This window comes from Klebsiella sp. P1954 (assembly GCF_018199955.1).
Lineage (GTDB): Bacteria > Pseudomonadota > Gammaproteobacteria > Enterobacterales > Enterobacteriaceae > Klebsiella > Klebsiella pneumoniae.
Window position 1 is genome coordinate 3,979,072 of record NZ_CP073373.1, and the last position, 23,480, is coordinate 4,002,551.

Annotated in this window: 20 protein-coding genes and 1 pseudogene; 10 read left to right on the top strand and 11 right to left on the bottom strand. The window is 56.0% G+C overall.

What is annotated here, in order from left to right:
* Position 1: 1 nt before the first annotated feature.
* From cbiK to KB890_RS19235, 10 genes are read left to right on the top strand one after another with little or no spacing between them, the layout of a single operon-like run.
* Positions 2–796: a sirohydrochlorin cobaltochelatase gene (cbiK, locus tag KB890_RS19190; RefSeq protein WP_004181158.1), complete on the top strand. Its 795-nt coding sequence runs from the start codon at positions 2–4 to the stop codon at positions 794–796.
* Positions 793–1,503 carry a cobalt-factor II C(20)-methyltransferase gene (locus KB890_RS19195; protein ID WP_004181157.1) on the top strand — a complete coding sequence of 237 codons (711 nt, stop codon included), beginning with the start codon at positions 793–795 and terminating at the stop codon, positions 1,501–1,503. The genes cbiK and KB890_RS19195 overlap by 4 nt, the downstream gene beginning before the upstream one ends.
* Positions 1,503–2,240 (top strand): cobalt ECF transporter S component CbiM, encoded by a 738-nt coding sequence (gene cbiM, locus KB890_RS19200; protein WP_002915621.1) that lies wholly within the window; start codon positions 1,503–1,505, stop codon positions 2,238–2,240. Before KB890_RS19195 ends, cbiM begins: the two co-directional genes overlap by 1 nt.
* Position 2,241: 1 nt before the next feature.
* Positions 2,242–2,523 (top strand): energy-coupling factor ABC transporter substrate-binding protein, encoded by a 282-nt coding sequence (locus KB890_RS19205; RefSeq protein ID WP_002915619.1) that lies wholly within the window; start codon positions 2,242–2,244, stop codon positions 2,521–2,523.
* Entirely contained in the window at positions 2,510–3,187 is a 678-nt protein-coding gene (locus tag KB890_RS19210) for an energy-coupling factor ABC transporter transmembrane protein (protein ID WP_004181156.1), read from the top strand. The genes KB890_RS19205 and KB890_RS19210 overlap by 14 nt, the downstream gene beginning before the upstream one ends.
* A gap of 8 nt (positions 3,188–3,195) precedes the next feature.
* A complete protein-coding gene (locus KB890_RS19215; RefSeq protein WP_004181155.1) occupies positions 3,196–4,020 on the top strand; it encodes an energy-coupling factor ABC transporter ATP-binding protein in 825 nt (274 codons plus the stop codon).
* Complete coding sequence (locus KB890_RS19220; RefSeq protein WP_004174595.1) at positions 4,017–5,540, top strand: cobyric acid synthase; 1,524 nt, start codon at positions 4,017–4,019, stop codon at positions 5,538–5,540. The genes KB890_RS19215 and KB890_RS19220 overlap by 4 nt, the downstream gene beginning before the upstream one ends.
* Positions 5,534–6,079, top strand: coding sequence for a bifunctional adenosylcobinamide kinase/adenosylcobinamide-phosphate guanylyltransferase (gene cobU / locus KB890_RS19225; protein ID WP_004181154.1), 546 nt, complete (start codon positions 5,534–5,536; stop codon positions 6,077–6,079). Before KB890_RS19220 ends, cobU begins: the two co-directional genes overlap by 7 nt.
* A 43-nt stretch (positions 6,080–6,122) precedes the next feature.
* Entirely contained in the window at positions 6,123–7,178 is a 1,056-nt protein-coding gene (cobT, locus tag KB890_RS19230) for a nicotinate-nucleotide--dimethylbenzimidazole phosphoribosyltransferase (protein WP_004181153.1), read from the top strand.
* 19 nt (positions 7,179–7,197) lie between these two features.
* On the top strand, positions 7,198–7,335 hold the full coding sequence (locus tag KB890_RS19235) for a hypothetical protein (RefSeq protein ID WP_153236425.1): 138 nt from the start codon (positions 7,198–7,200) through the stop codon (positions 7,333–7,335).
* Between the two features lie 68 nt (positions 7,336–7,403).
* Here the strand turns inward: KB890_RS19235 and tssE are convergent, their stop codons facing one another.
* The 11 genes and pseudogenes from tssE to KB890_RS19290 form a co-directional block, all read right to left on the bottom strand.
* Entirely contained in the window at positions 7,404–7,829 is a 426-nt protein-coding gene (gene tssE, locus KB890_RS19240; RefSeq protein WP_004181152.1) for a type VI secretion system baseplate subunit TssE, read from the bottom strand.
* A gap of 3 nt (positions 7,830–7,832) precedes the next feature.
* Positions 7,833–8,366 (bottom strand): type VI secretion system lipoprotein TssJ, encoded by a 534-nt coding sequence (gene tssJ / locus KB890_RS19245; RefSeq protein ID WP_004181151.1) that lies wholly within the window; start codon positions 8,364–8,366, stop codon positions 7,833–7,835.
* Entirely contained in the window at positions 8,347–9,429 is a 1,083-nt protein-coding gene (gene tssG, locus KB890_RS19250; protein ID WP_004181150.1) for a type VI secretion system baseplate subunit TssG, read from the bottom strand. The genes tssJ and tssG overlap by 20 nt, the downstream gene beginning before the upstream one ends.
* Complete coding sequence (gene tssF, locus KB890_RS19255) at positions 9,393–11,153, bottom strand: type VI secretion system baseplate subunit TssF (protein WP_004181149.1); 1,761 nt, start codon at positions 11,151–11,153, stop codon at positions 9,393–9,395. The genes tssG and tssF overlap by 37 nt, the downstream gene beginning before the upstream one ends.
* 124 nt (positions 11,154–11,277) lie before the next feature.
* On the bottom strand, positions 11,278–14,613 hold the full coding sequence (locus KB890_RS19260; protein WP_004181148.1) for an ImcF-related family protein: 3,336 nt from the start codon (positions 14,611–14,613) through the stop codon (positions 11,278–11,280).
* The gene (locus tag KB890_RS19265) at positions 14,613–15,761 is read right to left on the bottom strand and encodes a hypothetical protein (protein WP_004181147.1); all 1,149 of its coding nucleotides are present in this window, start codon (positions 15,759–15,761) and stop codon (positions 14,613–14,615) included. The genes KB890_RS19260 and KB890_RS19265 overlap by 1 nt, the downstream gene beginning before the upstream one ends.
* A 1-nt stretch (position 15,762) precedes the next feature.
* Positions 15,763–16,023, bottom strand: a complete 261-nt coding sequence (locus tag KB890_RS19270; RefSeq protein WP_020325073.1) for a PAAR domain-containing protein — start codon at positions 16,021–16,023, stop codon at positions 15,763–15,765.
* Between the two features lie 179 nt (positions 16,024–16,202).
* Positions 16,203–17,306, bottom strand: coding sequence for a T6SS immunity protein Tli4 family protein (locus KB890_RS19275; protein ID WP_004181146.1), 1,104 nt, complete (start codon positions 17,304–17,306; stop codon positions 16,203–16,205).
* Entirely contained in the window at positions 17,281–19,062 is a 1,782-nt protein-coding gene (locus tag KB890_RS19280) for an esterase/lipase family protein (protein WP_004181145.1), read from the bottom strand. Before KB890_RS19280 ends, KB890_RS19275 begins: the two co-directional genes overlap by 26 nt.
* A gap of 19 nt (positions 19,063–19,081) precedes the next feature.
* Positions 19,082–21,561, bottom strand: a pseudogene (locus KB890_RS19285) (DUF2345 domain-containing protein).
* 215 nt (positions 21,562–21,776) lie between these two features.
* Positions 21,777–23,480: an OmpA family protein gene (locus KB890_RS19290; protein ID WP_004181142.1), complete on the bottom strand. Its 1,704-nt coding sequence runs from the start codon at positions 23,478–23,480 to the stop codon at positions 21,777–21,779.

Here is a 23,480-nt window from a genome sequence, read left to right on the forward strand (position 1 = left end):
TATGAAAAAAGCACTTCTGGTGGTGAGCTTTGGCACCAGCTATCACGACACCCGCGAGAAGAACATCGCCGCCTGCGAGCGCGATCTGGCCGCCAGCTGCCCGGATCGCACGCTGTTCCGCGCCTTCACCTCGGGGATGATTATTCGCAAACTGCAGCAGCGCGATGGTATTCATATCGATACTCCGCTGCAGGCTCTGCAAAAGCTGGCCGAGCAGGGATACCAGGATGTGGCTATCCAGTCCCTGCACATTATCAACGGCGACGAGTACGAGAAGATCGTTCGCGAAGTGCAGAGCATGCGCCCGCGCTTTCAGCGTCTGACGCTGGGCGCGCCGCTGTTGAGCGGTCATGGCGATTATGTGCAGCTGATGCAGGCCCTGCGCCAGCAGATGCCGCCGCTGGCGGCGACGGAGCGAGTGGTGTTTATGGGGCACGGCGCCAGCCACCACGCCTTCGCGGCCTACGCCTGTCTGGATCATATGATGGCGGTGCTGGGTTTTCCGGCGCGGGTGGGGGCGGTGGAAAGCTATCCCGAAGTGGACATCGTCATTAACGAACTCTCCCGCCAGGGCGTGACCGGCGTGCATCTGATGCCGCTGATGCTGGTGGCCGGCGATCATGCCATTAATGATATGGCCTCTGACGAAGACGATTCGTGGAAAACCCGCTTCAATGCCGCCGGTATCCCCGCCACGCCGTGGCTTAACGGGTTAGGGGAGAATCCGGCGGTGCGGGCGATGTTTGTCGCCCATCTGCAGCAGGCGCTGAACGACACGATGGAGAAAGCAGCATGAGCGGCAAACTATACGCCCTGAGCAGCGGGCCGGGGGCGGCCGATCTGATCACCGTGCGTGCGGCGCGGATCCTCGGCCAGCTGGATGTGCTGTATGCGCCAGCCGGCCGCAAAGGCGGCGACAGCCTGGCGCTCTCCATCGTACGCGAGTACCTGGGCGCACACACGGAGGTCCGCTGCTGCCATTTTCCGATGAGCGCCGACAGCGCGGAAAAAGAGGCGGTGTGGAACGACGTTGCCGCGGCGCTGGCCCAGGAGGTGGCGGCGGGCAGGCAGGTCGGGTTTATCACCCTAGGCGACGCCATGTTGTTCAGCACCTGGGTCTTTCTGCTGCAGCGGATTGGCTGCCCGGACTGGCTGGAGATTGTCCCTGGCGTTACCTCCTTCGCCGCCATTGCCGCGCGGGCGAAAATCCCGCTGGCCATGGAGCAGCAGTCGCTGGCGGTGATCTCCTGCACCGCGCCGGAAGCGGACATTGCCGCGGCGCTGCGCCAGCATGACAGTCTGGTGCTGATGAAAGTCTACGGCCGCTTCGCCCGCATTAAGGCGCTGCTGGCGCAGGCGGGGCTGCTGGATGCGGCGCTGATGATGTCAGAGGCCACCCTGCCGGGCGAGCAGTGCTGGCGCCGTCTGCGCGAGGTCAGCGATGACCAGCCGCTGCCCTATTTCTCGACCATCCTGGTTAACAAACAGTGGGAGGAGGCGTAATGAATCAGGTGAAATCGCTGAAGCAGCTTTCGTATGGGGGGCTGGCGGCCGCTGTTCTGCTGATCATCGTCCCGCAGGAGGCGTTCGCCATGCATATCATGGAGGGCTTTTTGCCGCCGATGTGGGCGCTGGCGTGGTGGCTGCTGTTTTTACCCTGCCTGTGGTACGGCCTGGTGCGCCTGCGGCGTATCGTTCAGGAAGAGAGCAATCAGAAGGTGCTGCTGGCCCTCTGCGGGGCGTTTATTTTTGTTCTTTCGGCGCTGAAGATCCCGTCGGTGACCGGCAGCTGCTCGCATCCGACCGGCGTCGGTCTGGCGGTGATCCTCTTCGGGCCGGGCGTGGTGGCGGTGCTGGGGGCGATCGTTCTGCTGTTCCAGGCGCTGCTGCTGGCGCATGGCGGCCTGACCACCCTTGGCGCCAACGGGATGTCGATGGCGGTGATCGGCCCGATGGTCGGCTATCTGGTGTGGAAGCTGGCCTGTCGGGCGGGGATCCGTCGCGATGTCGGGGTCTTTCTCTGCGCCATGCTGGCGGATCTGATGACCTACTTTGTCACCTCCGTCCAGCTCGGGGTGGCCTTTCCCGATCCGGCAACCGGGGCAGGCGGATCGATCGCCAAGTTTATGGGCATCTTCTGCCTGACGCAGATCCCGATCGCCATCGCGGAAGGCTTGCTCACCGTGATGATCTACGATCAGCTAACCAAACGGCGACTGATCGCCGCGGAGGCACATTAATATGAAAAAGACCCTGATCCTGTTGGCGATGGTGGCCGCCCTGATGATCCTGCCATTTTTTATTAACCACGGCGGCGAGTTTGGCGGCTCGGACGGCGAAGCGGAGAGCCAGATCCAGGTGGTGGCGCCGGATTATCAACCCTGGTTCCAGCCGCTATATGAACCGGCGAGCGGCGAGATTGAGAGCCTGCTGTTTACCCTGCAGGGCTCGCTGGGCGCGGCGGTGATTTTTTACATTCTCGGATATGCGAGGGGCAGACAGCGCCGTGATGACCGGGTTTGACCGACTCAGCTACCAGAGCCGCTGGCTGCAGGTGGAGCCAGAGCGTAAGTTTCTGCTCTGGCTGCTGCTGATGGCGCTGGCCTTTACGCTGCCGGCGTGGGGCCAGGCGCTGACGCTGGCGCTGACCGCCGCGCTGACCTGCTGGCTGCTGCGGGTCTCATTCTGGCGCTGGTGCCGCTGGATGGCGCTACCCTTTGGCTTTTTGCTGGTCGGCGTGCTGACCATTCTGTTCAGCGTCAGCCGCGATCCGCAGATGCTGTTAGCGAGCTTTCGGCTGGGCGCTTTCTCGATAGGGATTTCCGCCCAGGGGCTGGCCGTGGCCGGGGAGACCTTCTGGCGCAGCCTGGCGGCGATGGCGGCGACGCTCTGGCTGGTGCTTAATCTGCCTTTCCCCCAGTTGATTATTTTACTCAAGCGCGGTCGCGTACCGCGGCTGTTGACGGAGCAGATCCTGCTGACCTGGCGCTTCATTTTTATTCTGTTAGACGAGGCGATGGCGATTCACCGCGCGCAAACTTTGCGTTTTGGCTATGGTAGCGTGCCGCAGGGCTATCGCTCGCTGGCGATGCTGGTGGGACTGCTGTTCACCCGCGTCCTCCTGCGCTATCAACAGATGAGCACGGCGCTGGATATCAAATTGTACCAGGGTGATTTTCACCTCTAAGGATAAGTATGCTTGCCACAACCGATCTCTGGTTTCGCTATCAGGATGAGCCGGTACTTAAAGGGCTGACGCTGGATTTTTCCCGCCATGCGGTGACCGGCCTGGTGGGGGCCAACGGCTGCGGAAAGTCGACGCTGTTTATGAACCTGAGCGGCCTGCTGCGCCCGCAGCAGGGGGCGGTGCTGTGGCAGGGAGAGGCGCTGAATTACAGCAAGCGCGGTCTGCTGGCGCTGCGCCAGCAGGTGGCGACGGTGTTTCAGGATCCGGATCAGCAAATCTTCTATACCGATATCGACAGCGATATCGCTTTTAGTCTGCGTAACCTCGGGGTGGCGGAAGAGGAGATCGCCCGCCGGGTGGATGAGGCGTTGACCCTCGTCGATGCCCAGGGGTTTCGCCAGCAGCCGATCCAGTGCCTCAGCCATGGGCAGAAAAAACGGGTGGCAATCGCCGGGGCGCTGGTGCTGCAGGCGCGCTACCTGCTGCTTGACGAGCCCACCGCGGGCCTCGACCCACGCGGGCGGGCGCAGATGATCGCCATCATCCGCCGCATTGTCGGGCAGGGCCGGCATGTGGTGATCTCCAGCCACGATATCGATCTGATCTATGAGGTGAGCGACGCCGTTTACGTTCTGCGTCACGGCGAAGTGCTGGCCGCGGGGGATCCCGGCGAGGTATTTGCCTGCGCGGAGACGATGGACCGGGCAGGATTGACCCAGCCGTGGCTGGTGAAACTTCATAGCGAACTGGGGCTGCCGCTGTGTAAAACCGAGGCGGAGTTTTTTCAGCGGATGCACAACAACGCGATAGGCGCGATAAAGGAGGCATCATGACGCTGGCAGTGATGTTGCAGGGCACGGCTTCCGACGTTGGGAAAAGCGTGCTGGTGGCGGGACTGTGCCGCATTTTTCATCAGGATGGGCTGCGTACCGCGCCGTTTAAATCACAGAATATGGCGCTGAACTCCGGCATTACGCCGGATGGCAAAGAGATGGGCCGGGCGCAGATTTTCCAGGCCGAAGCGGCCGGGATTGCGCCGGATGTCCGCATGAACCCGATTTTGCTCAAGCCCACCAGCGACCGTCAGGCGCAGGTGGTCCTGATGGGGCAGGTGGCGACCAGCATGGACGCGGTGAGCTATCATCAGTACAAGCCGCGCCTGCGCGAGCAGATCCTCGCGGTCTACCAGAGCCTGGCCGGAGAGTATGAGGCGCTGGTGCTGGAAGGCGCCGGCAGTCCGGCGGAGATTAACCTGCGCGACCGCGATATCGTCAATATGGGCATGGCCGAGATGGCGCAATGCCCGGTGATCCTGGTGGCCGATATCGACCGCGGCGGGGTGTTTGCCGCGATTTACGGCACGCTGGCGCTGCTGCAGCCTCAGGAGCGGGCGCGGGTGAAAGGGGTGATCATCAATAAATTCCGCGGCGATGTGGCGCTCCTGCGCTCCGGGATAGAGCAAATCGAGGCGTTGACCGGGGTGCCGGTGCTGGGCGTTATGCCATGGCTTGACGTGGATCTCGAGGATGAGGACGGCGTCGCGCTGCAGGCCGGGAAATACCATCGCACCGACCGGCGCGATATCGACATCGCCGTGGTTCACCTGCCGCATATCGCCAATTTTACCGACTTTAACGCCCTGGCGGCACAGCCAGACGTCCGGGTGCGCTATGTCCGCGATCCGCAGGCGCTGGCCGACGCCGACCTGGTCATTCTCCCGGGCAGTAAAAATACCCTCGGCGATCTGTGCTGGCTGCGCGAGAGCGGCATGGCGCACGCGGTCGAGCAGGCCCGGCAGCGCAAGGTGCCGCTGCTGGGGATCTGCGGCGGCTATCAGATGCTGGGCGAAACCATTATCGATGAGGTGGAGTCTGGCCTTGGCGCCCAGCCCGGGCTGGGGGTGCTGAAGACCGTGACCCACTTCGCCCAGCACAAAACCACCACCCAGGTGCAGGCGACCCTGGGGTCTGCGCTCCCGGATTGGTTAGCCGACGCGGCGGGGCTGCGCGTCAGTGGCTATGAAATTCATATGGGCGAGACGCGCCGCGAGGCAGGCTGCCCGCCGCTGCTGCAGCTGCATAAAGCGGGGCAGGCAGTGGACGACGGGGCGATAAGCGACGACGGCCTGGCGTTCGGCACCTATCTCCATGGCCTGTTCGACAGCGATGCCTTTACCCGGGCGCTGCTCAACGGCCTGCGCCAGCGCAAAGGGCTGGCGCCGCTGGACAGCGCCCTGGAGTATGCCCGCTATAAAACCCGGCAGTTTGATCGGCTGGCCGAGGCCATGCGCGAACATATCGCCATCGATAAAATTTACGCCATCATGCGCCAACATCAGGAGCCTCTATGCTGACTCTGGTTACCGGCGGCGCGCGCAGCGGCAAAAGTCGCCATGCCGAGGCGCTGATTGCCGATGCGCCGCAGGTGTTATATATCGCCACCTCGCAAATCTTGGACGACGAGATGGCCGCAAGGATCCAGCATCATCGCGACGGCAGGCCCGCCCACTGGCGCACCGCCGAGCGCTGGCAGCAGCTTGATGAACTGATCACCCCGGCTATCGCCCCAGAGGAGGCGATTTTGCTGGAATGCATCACCACCATGGTCACCAACCTGCTGTTCGCGCTCGGCGGCGACAGCGACCCCGACGGCTGGGATTACGCCGCCATGGAACAGGCTATTGATGACGAAATTGGCGTGCTGATTGCCGCCTGTCAGCGCTGTCCGGCGCACGTCGTGCTGGTGACCAACGAGGTGGGGATGGGCATTGTGCCGGAGAACCGCCTGGCGCGGCATTTTCGCGATATTGCCGGGCGGGTCAATCAGCGCCTGGCGGCCGCGGCGGATGCGGTCTGGCTGGTGGTCTCCGGCATCGGCGTCAAAATCAAATAACTCAATCGCTGGCTGACCGGGCCAGCCCTGGCAGGGATTCTGTATGCAAAATTTAAACGCGGTTCTGCGGGCGATCCCCGCGCCGGACGCCGACGCCATGGCGCGGGCACAGCAACACATCGACGGCTTACTCAAGCCCCCCGGCAGCCTCGGGCGTCTGGAGGCGCTGGCGGTGCAGCTGGCGGGAATGCCCGGCCTGGGCGGCCAGCCGCAGGTGGCGAAAAAGGCCCTGCTGGTGATGTGCGCCGACCATGGAGTGTGGGACGAAGGGGTGGCGATTTCGCCGAAGGCGGTCACCGCCATCCAGGCGGCAAATATGACCCGCGGCACCACCGGCGTCTGCGTGCTCGCCGCCCAGGCCGGGGCGAAAGTGCATGTAATTGATGTCGGTATCGATAGCGAACCGCTCCCCGGCGTGGTGGATATGCGGGTGGCGCGGGGCTGCGGCAATATTGCCCGCGGTCCGGCGATGAGCCGTGAGCAGGGGCAGGAGCTGTTGCTGGAGGTGATGCGCTACACCCGCGCGCTGGCCCAGGAGGGCGTTACCCTGTTTGGCGTCGGCGAACTGGGGATGGCCAATACCACGCCGGCGGCAGCGATCGTCAGCGTCCTGACCGGCAGCGATGCGCAGGAGGTGGTCGGGATTGGCGCCAATCTGCCGCTGGCGAAGGTTGGCAACAAGGTGGAGGTGGTGCGGCGGGCTATCGCCGTCAATCAGCCCGACCCGAATGATGGCCTCGACGTACTGAGCAAAGTCGGTGGTTTCGATCTGCTGGGGATGACCGGTGTCATGCTGGGGGCGGCGTCCTGTGGGCTGCCGGTGGTGCTGGATGGCTTTCTCTCCTACGCGGCGGCGCTGGCGGCGTGTCAGATAGCGCCGGAGGTGAAACCGTATCTGATCCCGTCCCACTATTCGGCGGAGAAGGGGGCGCGTATCGCGCTGGCGCACCTGGGCCTCGAACCGTATCTCAATATGGGCATGCGTCTGGGAGAAGGCAGCGGCGCGGCGCTGGCGATGCCGATCGTCGAGGCGGCCTGCGCGATGTACCATCGCATGGGCATGCTGGCGGCAAGCAATATTGTGTTACCGAAGGGGTAAGCAGGAGATGGGGGCGGCAATGGCCGTTCCCGTTTTCGGCAGAGGTTTTGCCGGCGGCAGAAACAAAAAAACACCCTTGAGGGTGTTTCAGGTTGTTGGCAAAAAAGGAAAAAGCGTGTTTTTTCCTCCTTTGTGGTTATCAGCCGAAAATCAATAAATTGATTTTCCTTGTTACTTTTCTGGCGCAATCTGCAAGCTCAATGAAGGTGCGCTACCTGACATAAGTCACGCGCGCTCCTGCTGTTTAAGATGACGCAGCACAATCCGGCCTTCCGCAGAAAATATACCATCAAAGCGTATCCAGCCGGTATCGGGAAGTTGGGCATAAATAAGATAATTGAGATGCCCCGGACGTGGCTGCGGCTGCAGCTCCACGCGCAACTGGCTCAGGCGGGGTTCGTAGCGCAGTAACGTCTCTTCTATCTGGTGTATCAAACCATGAATACCCGCGGTCATTCCCTGATGAATCATGCTGAGGTCCGGCAAACCATAATCCGGTAAATGCGCCAGCGTTCCTGCCCGGCAGTTGATGATGCGCTGCATGTTGTCCATAACGGAGAGAATAAGCTGATCCCGCTCGCTGACCTGCTCCAGCGGCAGCTCGCCACTGAAGCTGAAAGTCAGCATTTCAAATAAAGAAGATGCTGCCATCGGTTACTTATCCTGAAGGGGGAGCAGGCGGAGATCGCTTCTCATCAGCTCTATGGTGCGGGGCCTGTCAGCTTCCAGTTCATCCCTTTTGAGTACCAATCGCCAACTGTTGCTTTGTTCATCGGGGTGATAAAACTGACCAACGATGGCGATAAACTGGGTCTCTTTATCCAGAGGGACATTCAGGGAAACCGCACCCGCTGGCTTCATCCAGACGGTATGTTTGGCCAGTACATCTGATTTCAGCGTTTTTTCTTCCTGCATAAGTAGCGTGTCATAGTTGGCCTCGTCAAAACGCTCACGTGTTTTCAGTTGCCAGACATGGATCATCGTGGAAAGCGGTGTGTCTTGCGCATCTGTATTCAGCGCGCTGCGCGATACAAAATCGAGATGCAGCGTTTTGATCTGCTTGTAGAAAATCGCCGATGCCACTTCTTTAGTGCCGTCAGTCACTCTCTGAGTCAGACCGCAGCCGCTCAGCAGCGTCACGGCGGCAAATACGCTGACTGCATGTCGTTTATAGGGTGTAAGAAACATGAGTAACACTCTCCCTGTCGCGGGTGGATGATGTGGGCATGAGTCCCTGATAACGCCCGAGACTGACCGTGACCGTACCGGCGACTGGGGCAGCAAAAGACGCCCGCAGCACGCCCGTTCGGCTTACCTGAACGCGCTGATTTCCTAACTGTGCCGGAGGCAGCAGACTGACGGGCAAGGTCAGTTGCAGGCGGGCCTGGTAGCGCCAGCCCAGATAGACACGCAACAGCACCAGCAGGTCGGTATGTAGTTGCCCGCCCGGCAGCCAGCCGCGTGCCTCTCCGTCGTCTTCGGTATACAGCTTCATCAGTAACTGGCTGTTAACGTCAGTGCCGGTGTTGCCCAGCAGTGCCCGAGTTTTCAGGCAAATACGTGATCTTTTTGATAAACCCGCAGGTTCAGGCAGGACAATTTGTTGTGGATCGTGCGGGATAACTGTCGCTTGCGTCTGGGGGGCCAGTAATCTGACCAGCGCCGTTATGCCTTCTGCTGTACGCGTCGGCAGACGCATCACGCTGAGTAATGCCAGAAAACGCGAGACCGGCGTGGCGATATGATTTTCGCTGCCGGGAATGCCCAGACCAATCAACCCCAGCAGGCAGCGGGAAATATTATCCACGGCTCCCGGTTCAAACGACGTAAGGTAATTATATTTGCGCCAGATACGATAGTACTGAGTGATAAAGCGATGGTTAAAAATGTCCAGAAACGCCATCATCGCTTCATGGCCGTCCCGGCGCTGCGCGATGTAGTCGAGATAGGCTGTCGGCAGCGGTGAATCCACACCGTACAGCCCCAGAAACGTGGTGCGCACCGTGGGTGGCGCGTCAGGATGATCCAAATCCTGTTCGACGCTTTTTAGTTCGCTTACCGGGAACCCCATCCCCGGATGTGGACGAAAACGGACAGGATCGTCTGCCGGATTGGTTGTGCTCCCCAGCAGTGGCGTCTGTGGTTGGCTTTGTTCAAGAAGCTGGCAGAAACGGTAAAAGTTAATTCGGTTAATGTCCGGAGCAAGCCTTTCCGTCAGCCCGGTACGCGCTGGCTGTGGTGTTCTGTCCATTGCAAACATTTTCCTGTAGGTTGCAGAATCAGCGTCAACTGAGTAAATAAGTGGATGTCGGCATACAGGGCGAAAAAGCGGTGCAGCAGTTCGCCAAACAGGGTGATATCGCCTTCGCCGGCGAAACCGTTGCTGTCCAGCGTGACCTGAATATCCACGCCGCGCAGTAGAAAACCTTTTTCAAAACGCTGAATCAGGTGATGCTGAACGTCAACGATTGCCTCCAGACGGCGTCGGTTCATTTCGCTTTCCGTCCAGTCGTACAGCGCCAGCGTGCCGCGCAAGATTTCGGCGTTGTCCATCATTGACAGGAAGTTGGAGCCTAAGTGGCTGAGAACCCGCCAGTGGAAACGGTCACGCGCCGGGGGATAACAGGGCTGCGTCGGCGCGCACAGGTTGCGCACCCGCAGTGTATGCTGCGTGGCGTAGACGGGGGTGTCCAGCACCGTGCTCTGCAGCGCTTTACGCGGAAGCTGACCGTTGGTGCCGGTCAGACTCAGGGACAGGGTTTCGTCTTCCAGCAGGCGGTCGATATCGAATGCGTCGCCCCCAAGGATCAGCCAGGTATCATGCAAACCGGAAGGGCCGCGTTTTACCCGCGTATGGTAATAACGTTCCGGCGAATCGTGACGCAACATCCCGCCCCGGTGGCGAAAACTGGAAAAGGGCACATATGCCTGACTGCCGGTGTGTCGCGAAGAAATAATATTATCGACGGAGTAAATTTCCGTATGCCCGTCCTGAATACGCATGGGGCGCAGCAAGTATTCATTTTCCAGCGGAGAAAGATGCAGTGGATCGGCTTCCAGCGGGAACAGGTTGATCACCGGTACGCAGTGCAGGCGGATATTTTCGGTGCTGAACGGCAGATCGTGAGACCAGCTTTCCGCGAGCACCACGTCAATTTCGAATCCACTCATTCCTGCCGGCCAGACCACATTCTCCAGCCCGTTGAGGGCGACAAACATAAACTTCTCGAGGAAGGTGAAATACTCCAGCAGCAGTTGGTAGCCGCTGAAGGCCGATTCGCCTTTTGGCCAGAGCGGATCGTCCTTACCGAACCCCATCGGGGAAAAATAGCCGTCCAGTGTCCGACGTTCCTCCCCCGGCAGGCGAAACCAGATTTGCTGCACCCCCAGCGTCAGCGCCCGGTGTAATGCACAAGCCAGCGGACTGTCCGCATTGAGATAGAGCGGCAGTCTCGATAAATCAATCTGTAACCCGTCGCCAGCCAGCGGGCTGCACTCAAAGCGCAGACGGATAACCGAGCGTCCATCCTGTTCGTACTGTAACGACACCTCTGGTAAAGCCAGCGGAAGCAGGGTGATATCCCGCGTGGCGCTGTAGCAGCAACGTGTCCGGTGTTCGCCGACGGGCCTCGAGAGCACCTGAAAATCACTCAGTGTTTCGCTCTGCTTCATTTGCCGATGATCGGTTAACAGTTCCACCACCGACAGCGACGGGATTGTACGCAGATAATGAGGCCACAGGAGGCTCACCAGCCCCTCAGTCAGTTCAGGTAGATCGTCATCCAGTTTTTCCCGCAGGCGGCCCATCAGGAAGGCGAAACCTTCGAAGAGACGTTCGACATAAGGGTCGCGCGCGCCGGGCTTATCGAGATTGAGCATAGCGGCGCGATCAGGATACGCTTGTGCAAACTCTTTACCCGCTTCACGCAGGTAGCGCATTTCGGCTTCGTAATAGCGTTGGGTTAAATCATCCATAATGAGCATTTCCTTAATAGCCGGTGATGATAATGGCCTGTCGTGGAGGCTTTTCCTGTCAGGCATATGGCGGCTTCTGGTTGCAGGGGCCTTTACCCGCCAGCGGGTTTACAGTTGCAGTCAGTCACTCATCCTCTCCATATTCCCTCCTGTCCGCCGCCCCTTTCTCTGTCAGGAATAGCTGCCCAGGCAGGCGGAAGTTTTTCAGCGTCAGAAGCGCCAACGGGCCTTTGCCCTGCTCGACGCGCATCAGGTAATGCAGCGGCAGACCGTCCGGCGCTTGCCACTGCAGCTTAAAGCTGCTGCTGTCCAGCTGTGTGACCTGCGCCTGTTCCAGCAGACGAATAAAACTCCAGCTTCCCCGGAAGTCGGCCAGAATACGTTCCATATTCTGCGTACTGGTCCAGCTCAGCGATGCGCCGGGCTGCCACTGCTCATGCGGCCAGCTGAAACGCTGCCAGCGTTCTTTCTGGTTGAAATATTCCAGTTGCTGGCCGTCAATCACCAGATGCGTTTTCATCACGTCACGTGCCGGTTTTGCCATCAGTTCAAAATGTACCCCGGCATCGCCGCTGGCAAAGGCTGTGTCGGCCACATCGCGCAGGCGATTCAGGGCGCGTAAAAACGCCGGGTTGATCGCCAGTCCCTGCGTGTTCATGGTGTCAGCCACCCAGTACCGGCCTTCGCGTTTCAACATTCCGGTGAGGTTGGTGGCAATAAACTGATTTATCCGCCCGTCGTCACGCAGGTACTGCGCCAGCAGGGGAAGTGAGGCGTCATTCGCTGTGTCTTTGAACGGGTAGCGCCCGGCAAAATCCTGCTCCCAGAGGTTGACAATAGCGCGCTGCCACTGCCGGTTAAGGCTATCCGCTGCGGGCGTCAGCACCTGTCGCCATGCCTGCTCCACCGGGCTAACAAACAACGACTGGCCAAAACCACTCCATTCTTCACCCAGACTGGCGGCTATCAGACGGCCATAATCGCGGGTATCGGTAAGATCGACCGTTTTCCCCTGAAATACGGTCTGCCCCAGCTGCTGGGTCATCTCCTGCGGGTCGGGGGCGTTAATCACCTGTTGTAGCTTGAGGCGCACACGGGTGACGCGGGTCAGCCAGGTTTGCAGGCTGAGCTGAGTATCACCCCGCCCTCCGGTTGTATCCCCGATCAGTCGCAACAGCGGGGCAAACGTTTTGTCCATTGGTCCCGCCGGTGTTTCATCTTTACGGACGGCATGCGACGTATTTTCCTTGCCGTTAAACAGTGCTTTTGCCGACTTTACCAATGAATCCGACAGGCCTGCGCTTTCCCTTCCGGTTGCCGCCTGCCATGCCACGGTATCCGTGAGCGCAATCAGCGGCGACTGGCGGGCATCAGCCATCAGCGTTAACTGGTCAAGCACGCCGGAAAGCGAGTCCTCTTTATTCCAGCGAATACTGTTGAGGAAGGCCTGCCAGCTACCGGCGAAATCGGTGAAGTAGCGTGTGGTCAGGCGGGCGCGCAGCACCTCAGGCGAGATATCGGCGGATGCGTCCTGCCGACGGTCACTGAGCACCCAGTCGATTTCCTCGCGCCGGGCGGTGACCACTTGTTCTATTGCCTCTTTTACCTGTCCTTCCCATGCCTGACGGGTAAACATTCCCGGTACGGTCTGTTCGGTACTGAAAAGCGGGTCTGCCAGCGTGTCGCCGGTCATGTCTGCCAGCGTAATATCGGCGTAGTTACGGGAGACCTGTTTCAGGACGTTCTGATAGAGAGTGTTTTCCGCATTGCGCACCCCAATCTGGCGCAGCAGAATTTTGCGTACCGCGCTGGTCAGTTGCGGCTGCGGGGCGATTTTCCACTGTGGATGCTCCGGCAGATTAGCCATCCAGAAGGTCAGCAGCGATGGCAGCACGCTTTGCCGGGTACCTTCCGGTACAGCTGCATAGCGTAGATGCTCTGCCATCAGCGTGGTGCTGAAAAAGGCGGCGTCAGATTTTTCCGGGCGGGACATCATCAGCAGCGCCTTAAGCTGTTTATAACGCTGTTCTCCCGTTGCGGTGCGTTGCGGACTGTTCGGCGGCAGGGCGATAAAGGCGTTCAATTGTTGCTGCAGATACGCGGCTGCGACATCGCGCACCAGCCGGTTTGCTGCCTGGGCATAACAAGGAAAGGCGGCGCTGAGCAGGTGCGCGTTACGTTCAAGACCGAAACGCTGATACCACGGCGCACCGTGGCGAATACGGTACTGCAGACGCTCGAGTTGGCTCTGTAAGGTATGCAGTGCGGCCAGTTGTTCTGAAAGCGGCAGGCGGATATCGCGCGCCCGCGTCGCCTGTATCCCGATTTCCTGAATCAGGGCACGGTTGGCGAAAAAGGAGGTCATCATTCCGGCCACCCATACCGCCAGCACACAGGCGCAGATCGCTAACATAGTGCGCCACCACGGAAAACCCACTCTGCGCCCCCGCGCATTATCGCCAGTCACGCCCAACCATACCGGCGATGGCAACCATGCGTGGATCGCGGCCTCTGGCGCGGGGGTAAGCGGAGGGCTGAACATCAGACCACGCAGTTGCAGGCAAGAAAACGCGCCACCGGCAAGGAGCGGTTTTAGCGCCGTCTTCCATTTAACAATACCGCCTTCAGCGAGCTGATGGGCAAGCCGTAACAGGAAATCGTGGTGGTCGTTATTCAGTAACTGCTGTACTCCCTGTGCGGTCAACTGCAGTGTCCGCGCTTCCAGCTGCGACGCCAGTTGTTCCGGCACGCAGTGTTCAGGCAACAGGCAACCGACGCTTTGTAGCGTACGTCCAGCCTGATAACCACCGCCATCACAAACTTGCCACAGATATAACGGGGCCTGAAAACCGAGCAATTGTCCGCAGGTAGCCAGCTCACGCCAACCTTTATCCAGTTGCGCCGTCTGGCAACATTGTTTTTCCGTCAGCGGCCAGATAATGCCGTCCAGCGGACGGAAATGGCGCAGTCTTTTCAGGGATGTCAAAAGTGTCGTATCCGGGGCTGCCGACGCGGAGCCTCCGTATATTAACACTGTGTGCTCGCCTTCCTGCCAGCGCTGCGCCGTTAATCCTGGTGCAATCGCTTCCACCTGCGTCGATTCCCCCATCACCAATAGCAGGCGGACTTTATGTCGCCAGAGCAGGCCATAGCGGGACCGAAGTTTTGATTTAAGAAGGATGTAAAAATCATCAGATAGTCGCTTTTCATTTTTGGCCGGCACTTCAGGCCGATAAATCGTCTGCTCTTTCTTTTGTTTCCTGAGCCACCAGAATGGTGAACACACCAGTCCGAATAACAGGATTGCAAATATCCCTCCCCATAGTGACCACGCCTGTTGGGCGGATACTCCTCTCCTTGCCAACAAATCCTGATTAATGAAAATCAATAAGGCACAAATTCCTGCCAGCCCTATAATAAGAAGAAGATAGCCCCAGAAACCATAGCGCGCAGTATGCATTATTTTTCCTCACGCTCAAAATAGTGGCCTGGTGTAATTAAACAAAGCCACTTTGTTTCAATTTCTTGTGATTTTTGACAAATAACCAACTGTTCTTTGCTCGTTTTCCTGGTGGCTTCAGTTAATATCGCCAGGGATAATGGAAATGCTAACTCACTTCCTGGGCCAAAAGAATGGTCAATCATGTGCAACGGCTGTCTCCTTGGCAGTTCCCATTCGTATTGGTTAGCATACTGCATAATGTTTTCTATTAGTTCATTGTTAATATTAGAAACCCAGATGTGTTGTAACTTATTTTTATTTAATTGATTGTATTCAACTAGTGTATTTAAATTCGATTCCAGCCCCTCGGGTTCTAATGTCATGGTTCGACCTATACCAGCGATAACGGGGATGGCATGTCGTTTTGCAAATGAATAAGAAGAAATTAACTGACCAGAAACTAATTCACTGTGTTTGCCAGAGGCATCTCCTGACCAGCGTTGTAGGCAAATGACTAAAACCAAACCGTCGAAATTTTCATTATCATAGAATGACTCAATGCATTCAATGGAGTTGACTGTCTCTGGAACCAGATCCCACTGCGAGAGAACCGCTTGCTCTATTGTTTTACACTCTTTGTTTTTAGACTGTAATATATAAATTGTCTGCAAATAGTTGCGATAACCTGGATACTGATGCTCCAGGTTTTGATGGATGTTACTCGTTATTGCAGTGATAGTGTTGCGCAATGGAAAAGAGAGGGGTCTCGCTTTTTGTGGATATGCAGGAATATCCTTAAGTGGTCCCAGTAATGAATCTATTCCTTCGCCATCTGGAGTGTAAATAACATTGCCAACTACTGCTAATTGTTTTTGACTCCATTTCCGCCAGTGTTCTTTTATTTGCTCTTTTTCAGTATTCCACGCCAGGCAGGAGGCAACGGATTGTTCATATTTATTAATCACAACGCCCATGGTGCATAACCAGAGGAATAATGTTGGTAATATGCCATATATCAATACGTCACCATATGTAACAAGATTAAAGATAAATAGCCCGCACAGTCCACCTATGGTTAATATGGGAATTAACAATATAATCCAACGTCTGTAATTTGGTTTAGGAAGGGGGCTTATTTCCGGTACTACGGGTATCATCCATCCCATATTATGACTCTATACTGTTTACCGATTGGGAGCTTATGACACGGCATCCACATGCGCACTGGCAATTATTCACGACGATGTTTTTACCTTGTTCCATCGCTGTCGAATCACCTTCCTGTATAGGATTAACCCCGTGTTTAGGACAGGAAACTAAATCTCCTACCAATGCAACCTGCACGCCGTTAATAAACATGGTTGAAGATGCGGTTATGACCTTACCTCCATGAGTAGTAGCATCACCTAAACAAACAAGTCCTGACATATTTTCTATCCTGTTGAGCGGTTGGTAAAAGAAATTGTAAAGCGTTATAAAAGGGCAGGGTGTGAAGATATGGCTTTAATATTCAACGTGTTCATTACTGTGGCAGACAGTATTGTAATATTGCGCTGATGTATTTTAATTTTCCAAAAAACATACGATTGCTAAGCATGTTATTGTCATTACCACTGGCTGGAGTGATATTTAATTGTTTCGGTTATATTCTCCCACAGCGCTACCAGTTCGTTCTCGGTTAATGCGTTATCCGCGTGCAACAGGTCAACGGTGTAATCCATCGACAACTCCAGTAGCTTATTCCCTTCTTTCTTATCTTGATGGATAACCAGTTCAAAATTATAAATTATGGCTGGTTTTGCATAATAACTATCAGTCTGTTTCGTCCACCATTCTGAAATCTCAAGGCCGTTGACCTTACGTTTGCCTTTGTACAGGGTTTCTCCGTATTCTGTTTCCACCACCCGGGCGTCCTTATCCAGCAACGGGGTGCCGGTATAACTATGGTTATCTGTCTTTAATGTGATAGTGACTTCTTTGCTGTTTTGATAGTTTATGGAAGTTTCATACTGCCCGAGCAGTGAGGCATCAACCTGCCCATACTGAATAGCTAGCTGATTGCCTGAGGGGCGCTGATTATCCTGGCGGGGTTGCAACCCTGACAGAATAGCCAGTAATTGTGATTTTTTCTCAGGGATGTTATATTTCAGACTAAATATTTTTCTTTTAGTGTCATATTTTTTATCACGAGAATCCTGAGCTTTCATTTTTATAATAAAGGATACTCCATCGTTCCACCTACAGGCCTCAAGCGTTCTGAATACATCGGAAATTGAATTTGTGTTTATATATTCAAATATTTTTCCTTTCATGTCAGAAGGAAGTTGATAAATCTGTTTAAGATAAGGCGCATCTTGAGGAAGTTGAGGCTGCATGTTTCTGAGTTCTTCTTCATGTCGTATCAAGAACTGCTGAAATGGAGGGAAGTATTGCCGTTTTGTTTCCACCGTGGTCATCTCTGAACCCTGGATAAACATCACCATCCCGGCTGGCGTAAATTCAGCCGGAAGCGCCACAGAATAAAAACCAAAGTACCGCGTTTCGGGGTGCTGCAATAATGAGGTGACCATCACTTTCTCCCTGTCATTTAATGAATACTGATACGCGCCGGGTTTGAATGCCAGCCATCCCGTGATAAATATCACCGTCGTCAGCAGCAGGCCGTTTCTCAGGCGATGTGGGCCATTAAGCAAAAACCATTTCTTTATCATAATTGACCTGCTGGGCAATTTTTATAATAGAGCGTAAGGCAAAAGCTTGACTGAGAGTATCCCGGTAAGCGGCTTCATGGAGAACCTGTACTGCCAGACGCTCCCGAATATTCTCATGAACGATTTGCCCGGCGCGCAAAGGTACCGTACCGTCGCCATTTTCACAGGCATCCCGTAGTGTAAAACGTTGTCCTACCCAGCCGTATACCACGTCGTTATCGCCCTTGAATTTCCATGCCTGCTCTTCCGGGGAAAGTTCATCTTTCACCGTTCGAACGGCGCTGACTTCACTTAAATAAAGGCGTTCGTCATTCATTTTAGGCGCCGGCGGCGTCTCACCTATTTGGCCGCTTGCCAGCGCCCCGCTCCAGACCGCCGTCTCCTGAGTCCGATGCGCTGCGGGTAATTCCCCCCCTTTTGATTTTCCATAAAATGAGTAGGTCTGGGGATGATATTTCCCCATCAGATTTTCATGAAATGCCTGAACATCAGCCAGTAAGTTACTATAAGCTTCCCAATCTGTATTAATTTGACTTGAATTCAATGTAGTGTTAAACGGATTCAACAGATTTTCATCCATTAGTTTCCACCATTTCTCTCGGTTCAGATATAGTCCACTATAAAGACAATCTTCTTTCTTATCGTCCTCTCCGACCGGAAGATCTGCGGGCAGCGTTAATGTACTACCGTCACGGTCAACGACCTTAAGCCAGTCGTCACCATAATCGTTGGCAGGGAGTAACTCCAGCGCGCCGGAAGACTGAGAGCCAATCGCCACCATCTCTGCTGCGTTGCGGCCAAGGATATGGCTGGTAAGATATCCTACAGCGCCAGCCAAACCGGACTCTGTATTTTCTGTACCGCGCTTCATGCGGGTATAGGTCGCTGCCGCGCCAACAGACGGCATCACACCGTGAACAATACCGTAAATCTTATCTCTGCCCTCCAGGCATTCGGAATAATATCGTGCCACTAGTCCTCCCATAGAATGGGTCACCAGAATGACTTTGCTGCACTTCATGCCCTGAGTTTGATACTTGTCAATAATCCTATCAACTTCTTCGCTAAGTCTTTTTGCCGACAGTACATTGGAGCCTAGCCAGTTGTAGCCCACGACATGTACTGGAAACTGATACAGTTTCATGACTTCAAGGTATGTTTCATCCAGGGAATCCACGCCAAATTCCAGCCCCAGTGGTTCATCAACTAATTTTTGATAAATCGCACTCAGCGTATTGTCTTTTATCGTTGGCTTATCCCGGTACAGTGCAGTCTGTAGCGCATCAAGAAAAGCGCCGTAGCTTGGGGCGGCTACCTCTCCCCAGCCTCGATCATGCCGCGAGCCAAAGAGTTCTTTTTCCGGCTCGTTATTATCCATTATCTTATTCAGCGCTTCAGCATAACGCTTCTTTCCCTCCTCATCATAATTGGAGGAGGGGTAGGGATGAATGGCTGAGACCTGCTCCTGTATTCCAGACGACAGCAGAATTCTTCCCCGGTTGTCTATTTTCACCCGTTCAGGATGAAGTAGCTGTTTTCTCTCCTTTGGCCCCGAAGATGGAAGTGTCCAGCCCAACAAGGAGGTTTCGCTATCGTATCGCCATACAGCTTTTGCATTCTTCTCTTCAGAGTTTTCTTTAAGATTCGTTCCCATTATTCCTGGCAGAAAAATAACCGGAATTACCCGCAGGTCCTCAATTTCCGCGGTGCCAACTTTATTTTTATCGGCACGATCCATATGCATCGTCGTAGACATATATTCCCTCCGAATATCCTTAATCTTCCTGATTATCTAAGAGATCAATTTTTATTGATTTAACAAAAAGCCCGCTCTGCACAGGTAGTTTCCCTTGATCGTCAGTCGTCATTTCAACGGTAGTGCCATCGCCGCGGGTAACGCGTACCTTTTGATTCTTTGCCGGTTTGCCGGTTGCATCCAGAGGATCTCAGGGGTGATGGCAAAATCAGTGGAATCCCATTCCTGCATGGCCTGACTGATACTCTGACCACTGAATTTTTGCCAAACCGCTCCACGCTCTATAATTTTATCTGGTGCGGCACATTCCACCGTGCCACCTCCAATTCGAATATATCCACCACCACTGGTTAGGATGATTTCATTTTTTGCGCTAATAAGAATTTTTCCGTCGCTACTGCTTATGCGCAGATCTTTACATGCATCCAGGAGCATTTCATCGCTTTGTGCCTGAATCTCCACTTTGCCTTTGCTGGCGAAAATTTTAATACCAAGCTTTTGAGCAAACAGACTTACTGCTTCTCCCGCAGCTACAGTGAATTTTTTAAATACGCTGAAATCCGTATTTTTCCCACTGGTGCTAATCAGGTTTTCCCCTGAGGATAATTGCAGGCTTTTGGGCGTAACCTGTGCAATCCCCGCGGGAGCAGAAAGCAGTAGCGCTGATTTTTTCAGCTCGGTCAGCGTTTCTGACAATAGCGTTTTTTGTGTCTGTAAATCCGCCAGCTCTGATTTTGCCACTTCAGCGGCGCTATGTAGTGCTTCCACTAAAGACAGCGCTTCCTGGAGCTGGCTTAACGCTTCATCCATCATCAGCGCCTGCCCCTGCGCCTTTTCCTGCTCATCGGCGCTGATAAAGACACCTTTTTTCGCTCTTATCGCACCCCACATATCGGTGCGCAGTTCGAAACCCTCACCGCGCTGCTGCTTCCCAGCATCCACCAGATGTCCCAGGTTCAGCTGGCTCTTTCCGCCGTACTCTGTGCTGACCTTGATGTGCTCCTTACCCCGCTCATCGTCCAGCCGGATTTTGTTATTCGCCGGGGTGCGCAGCACGTTGCGCTTATAGTTCTGGATGGTCACATGGTCGGTGTGCGCCGAGTCGTGTTTCACCCCGGCGATATATGGCCTGTCCGGGTTGCCATCCTCAAACGCGATGCTAACCTCGGTTCCCGCCAGCAGCGGCAGGTGCAGACCGTAAGTATCTCCCGCATAGGGGCGTGACTGCCGTACCCACAGGCTCTCGAAACCCGGTTTCCACGTATCCCGGTCAAAGTCCAGGTTCACTCGATAGCGCCCGTCTTTGTCGATATGAGCGTAGACATCATTTGCCGTGGTGCTGGTCACCCGCGCCGGGAGTGTCCCTGCCATCACAGGCCTGCGGATGAGAGGAGGGCGGTAGCCGTAGCGTTCGGAATAGGGGATGGCGGTGAATGCCAGTTCGTAACTGCGGTCTCGTGCTGCGCTTGCGGTAATCCCGGTTATCAGAATGCCCTTGCGGAATACCTCTGGCGCATCATTACCCTCGACCTTTATCTCCAGCCCCGGCATCAGCAGAGAACTGGTGCTCTGTCCCTTCAGGATGGCGCGTCCGTTCAGGTAGCGTTCGTGGCGGATACGCGCATAGAATGCACCACTCTCCGGCGTCGCTTTGTCACCCGTTTTCAGAAAATTGTCAGCGTAATGATAGGCTTCACCGTAGGTGGTGTTATCCCCGCCTGTTACGTCAAACTGGCCTGTTGTCATCTCCGCCATCGCTTCACGGTAGTTGTAATCCCGCGTCGTGACGGACCTCGATACCACGCTGTAGGCCGTGTTCAGATCCCACACTGCTTCGGTTCCGCTGTCGCTCATCCCCGAAGGGTGACGCAGCGGCAGCGTCAGGCCGCGCTCATAGCCACTCTGGTCGTCGTAAAACTCGATAACCCCGATTTTCAGTCGGGCGTCGGTACTGAACCGGAACCAGATACCCACCACCGACAGCAACCGTGAGATGAATGTCAGATCGTCTTCGTCGTACTGCATGACCTGCTCGCGTGACGGGTAGTCGCCTTTCAGGTTAAACACAAAGTCCTGACCGCGCATCTCATGCCGCTCGCGGAGTATTTTCTCCACGATTTGCGGCACCGTCTGGTTCTGATAAATCGCGTTCTGATGGCTGCGGGACAGTAGCGCCAGACGGGGCTCCAGCCGCACCTCATACCGCGCCTCGTCCCGTGAGGAAGACAATTGCTTAAATCCGGTGATCACCCCGTACAACGTACGCAGGGGAGTCTGCGTCGGTATCCCTTGCACCGGCGGGGCGGTCAGGCTGAATGCCCCGTCCTGCATCAGCACCGACTCCGGCGCAATAGACTTATCGCTGCTGGTAAACTGAATGTCATAGCGGAATGGGGCGCTTAATTGCTCCTTGCCTTCAAAGGACAGTACGTCCACGCCGCTGCTCAGGCCGCGGATTTTTAACGCGTGGTGTGAGTGGTCGAAGTTCTGTACATCCATCGTGGGCTTCCTTATTTCGTAACAAATTCCACAGAATTTCCTCTTGCGGGGCCCTGTTCAGGCACGCTACCGCCCATAGCCATGACCTCGTGCCCATCAGGTTTACATCAGGCTAAATTGTGAATAGCGGTTGCTCGGTACCGGTACCACCGATATTCAGCGAGCCGCATATCGAACCCGTGCCAAAAAAGCAGAAGGCTTCCTGCCAGCCATGGTTAGATGGCTGAAACTCCTTGTGGATTTAACTGAGATAACGCCGGTTCTGGCAGCATGTTCTGTTTCACGTCCTGACAGGCGTCAGTGCGGGGAACCAGACTGATTTCGACGCGCCGGTTAGCGGCCCTGCCTTCCGGCGTATTGTTAGTTGCCGCAGGATGGCTTTCGCCCAGCCCCTGTACGGCAAAACAGGTGGCCGGAATGTCGCTGGTCTGTAGCATCCAGTCGCGCACGGCTTCCGCGCGTCGCAGCGACAATTGCTGATTGGCTTTTTTATTGCCGGTGGTATCGGTATATCCGGTGACCACAATCAGCCAGCCCGGCCTTGCCCTGATATTTACCAGCGCGTTAATCAGCACTTTTGTCGAGCCGTCTTTCAGACGGGCCTGTCCGACGTCAAACAACGCCATGCTGTCGAGACGCACGCTCTGTACCGGTAATGCGTCTGCTACATCCCTTTTTTTCTCAGGTGGACGGTAATCGCGAATAACCCGCCATACCGGCTGGCGTAGCCGTTCGCCGGGATATAAGCCCAGACTGAGACGTAATGGCTCCCCTTCGCGAAAATAGCTATCCAGAATATTTGCATCGTCCTTCAGGACCGACAGGTGGTGGGCTTTAGCGGCGTCGTTGTCTGCCGGAACGGCATCATATTTATGTAGATCGTCGCTCACCCGCAGCAGCAGGCTGCGGTTTGCGGTTGCTGACAGACAGAGCGCAGCCACTCCTGCCACGGTGGTCATCAGCAGCGCCGCCACGCAGGCGCGGCGCACTGGCGTAAATCCTGATTGACGTGGTAACAGCGGCAGCATCATGTCCGGGAACGGCAGGGGAGATGCGCCGATCTTCGGTATCGCCTCCGGCGTCAGTCCCGTTTTTACCGTTGTCCATGTCTGCCACAGATTGCCTTCCAGCGCAGGCAGCGATGGCGCCTGCCCCATGCCCGCCGCCAGCGGCGGATACCCGTTCAGCTCTGGTAACACCATCTGATTGAGCCACTGCATCAGGCTTTCCATCCGCAGAATATGGCAAAGCCGCAGGCTGCTCCCATCGGTTCCGGGCTGTGCCGCCCATGCCGTCGGAGAGCTTTCTCCGGCGGGCGTCGCCACCTGAACCTTGCCGCCGGCGCAGATAAACCACGGTAGATCATCCTCTCGCCCTGTGCCGGGCAGCCAGCTCCACAGCAGCAGCGGCACTTTTATGCCCGCCCTGCGGCGCACTGTCGCCAGACCGCCGACAAAACGTCGCAATCGTCCCGCCAGAACAGCCATATCCAGATGAACAACCGGCACGACCGTGCAGGCCACACACAACTGAGAAGCCCATGCGGGGCGGTCAGCCAGCAGCACTTCAGCCTGTCTGATAAGTTGCTCTTCATCCGCAACATGCAGGTACAGCCCTCCCGCGACCTGCCGCAGCGGGTTTTCTGTGAATAACGATGCTGCCGCGTCGCCGCACACCAGCACTACGGGCTGCCGATATGTTTTGGGCGGCAATCGGGACAGCCATGCGCTGTCGGCCTCAGTCTGTCTTTTTTTTCCGCGCCAGCACGCCAGCAGGCCTACTGCGATGATGATAAGCGCCACTGTCACGCCAAATTTCATCGCCGTAGAGGCCTGATTGAATCCCAGCCATAGCGCCAGCACCAGCAGCATGCTCCACAGCAAAAGCGCCTGTTTCAGCGTGTTACTCACCCGGCTCAT

Coding starts and splice junctions, on each gene's coding strand:
- cbiK (WP_004181158.1), top strand. CDS start 2: ATGAAAAAAGCACTTCTGGTGGTGAGCTTTGGCACCAGCTATCACGAC.
- KB890_RS19195 (WP_004181157.1), top strand. CDS start 793: ATGAGCGGCAAACTATACGCCCTGAGCAGCGGGCCGGGGGCGGCCGAT.
- cbiM (WP_002915621.1), top strand. CDS start 1,503: ATGAATCAGGTGAAATCGCTGAAGCAGCTTTCGTATGGGGGGCTGGCG.
- KB890_RS19205 (WP_002915619.1), top strand. CDS start 2,242: ATGAAAAAGACCCTGATCCTGTTGGCGATGGTGGCCGCCCTGATGATC.
- KB890_RS19210 (WP_004181156.1), top strand. CDS start 2,510: ATGACCGGGTTTGACCGACTCAGCTACCAGAGCCGCTGGCTGCAGGTG.
- KB890_RS19215 (WP_004181155.1), top strand. CDS start 3,196: ATGCTTGCCACAACCGATCTCTGGTTTCGCTATCAGGATGAGCCGGTA.
- KB890_RS19220 (WP_004174595.1), top strand. CDS start 4,017: ATGACGCTGGCAGTGATGTTGCAGGGCACGGCTTCCGACGTTGGGAAA.
- cobU (WP_004181154.1), top strand. CDS start 5,534: ATGCTGACTCTGGTTACCGGCGGCGCGCGCAGCGGCAAAAGTCGCCAT.
- cobT (WP_004181153.1), top strand. CDS start 6,123: ATGCAAAATTTAAACGCGGTTCTGCGGGCGATCCCCGCGCCGGACGCC.
- KB890_RS19235 (WP_153236425.1), top strand. CDS start 7,198: ATGGCCGTTCCCGTTTTCGGCAGAGGTTTTGCCGGCGGCAGAAACAAA.
- tssE (WP_004181152.1), bottom strand. CDS start 7,829: ATGGCAGCATCTTCTTTATTTGAAATGCTGACTTTCAGCTTCAGTGGC.
- tssJ (WP_004181151.1), bottom strand. CDS start 8,366: ATGTTTCTTACACCCTATAAACGACATGCAGTCAGCGTATTTGCCGCC.
- tssG (WP_004181150.1), bottom strand. CDS start 9,429: ATGGACAGAACACCACAGCCAGCGCGTACCGGGCTGACGGAAAGGCTT.
- tssF (WP_004181149.1), bottom strand. CDS start 11,153: ATGGATGATTTAACCCAACGCTATTACGAAGCCGAAATGCGCTACCTG.
- KB890_RS19260 (WP_004181148.1), bottom strand. CDS start 14,613: ATGCATACTGCGCGCTATGGTTTCTGGGGCTATCTTCTTCTTATTATA.
- KB890_RS19265 (WP_004181147.1), bottom strand. CDS start 15,761: ATGGGATGGATGATACCCGTAGTACCGGAAATAAGCCCCCTTCCTAAA.
- KB890_RS19270 (WP_020325073.1), bottom strand. CDS start 16,023: ATGTCAGGACTTGTTTGTTTAGGTGATGCTACTACTCATGGAGGTAAG.
- KB890_RS19275 (WP_004181146.1), bottom strand. CDS start 17,306: ATGATAAAGAAATGGTTTTTGCTTAATGGCCCACATCGCCTGAGAAAC.
- KB890_RS19280 (WP_004181145.1), bottom strand. CDS start 19,062: ATGTCTACGACGATGCATATGGATCGTGCCGATAAAAATAAAGTTGGC.
- KB890_RS19290 (WP_004181142.1), bottom strand. CDS start 23,480: ATGAGCCGGGTGAGTAACACGCTGAAACAGGCGCTTTTGCTGTGGAGC.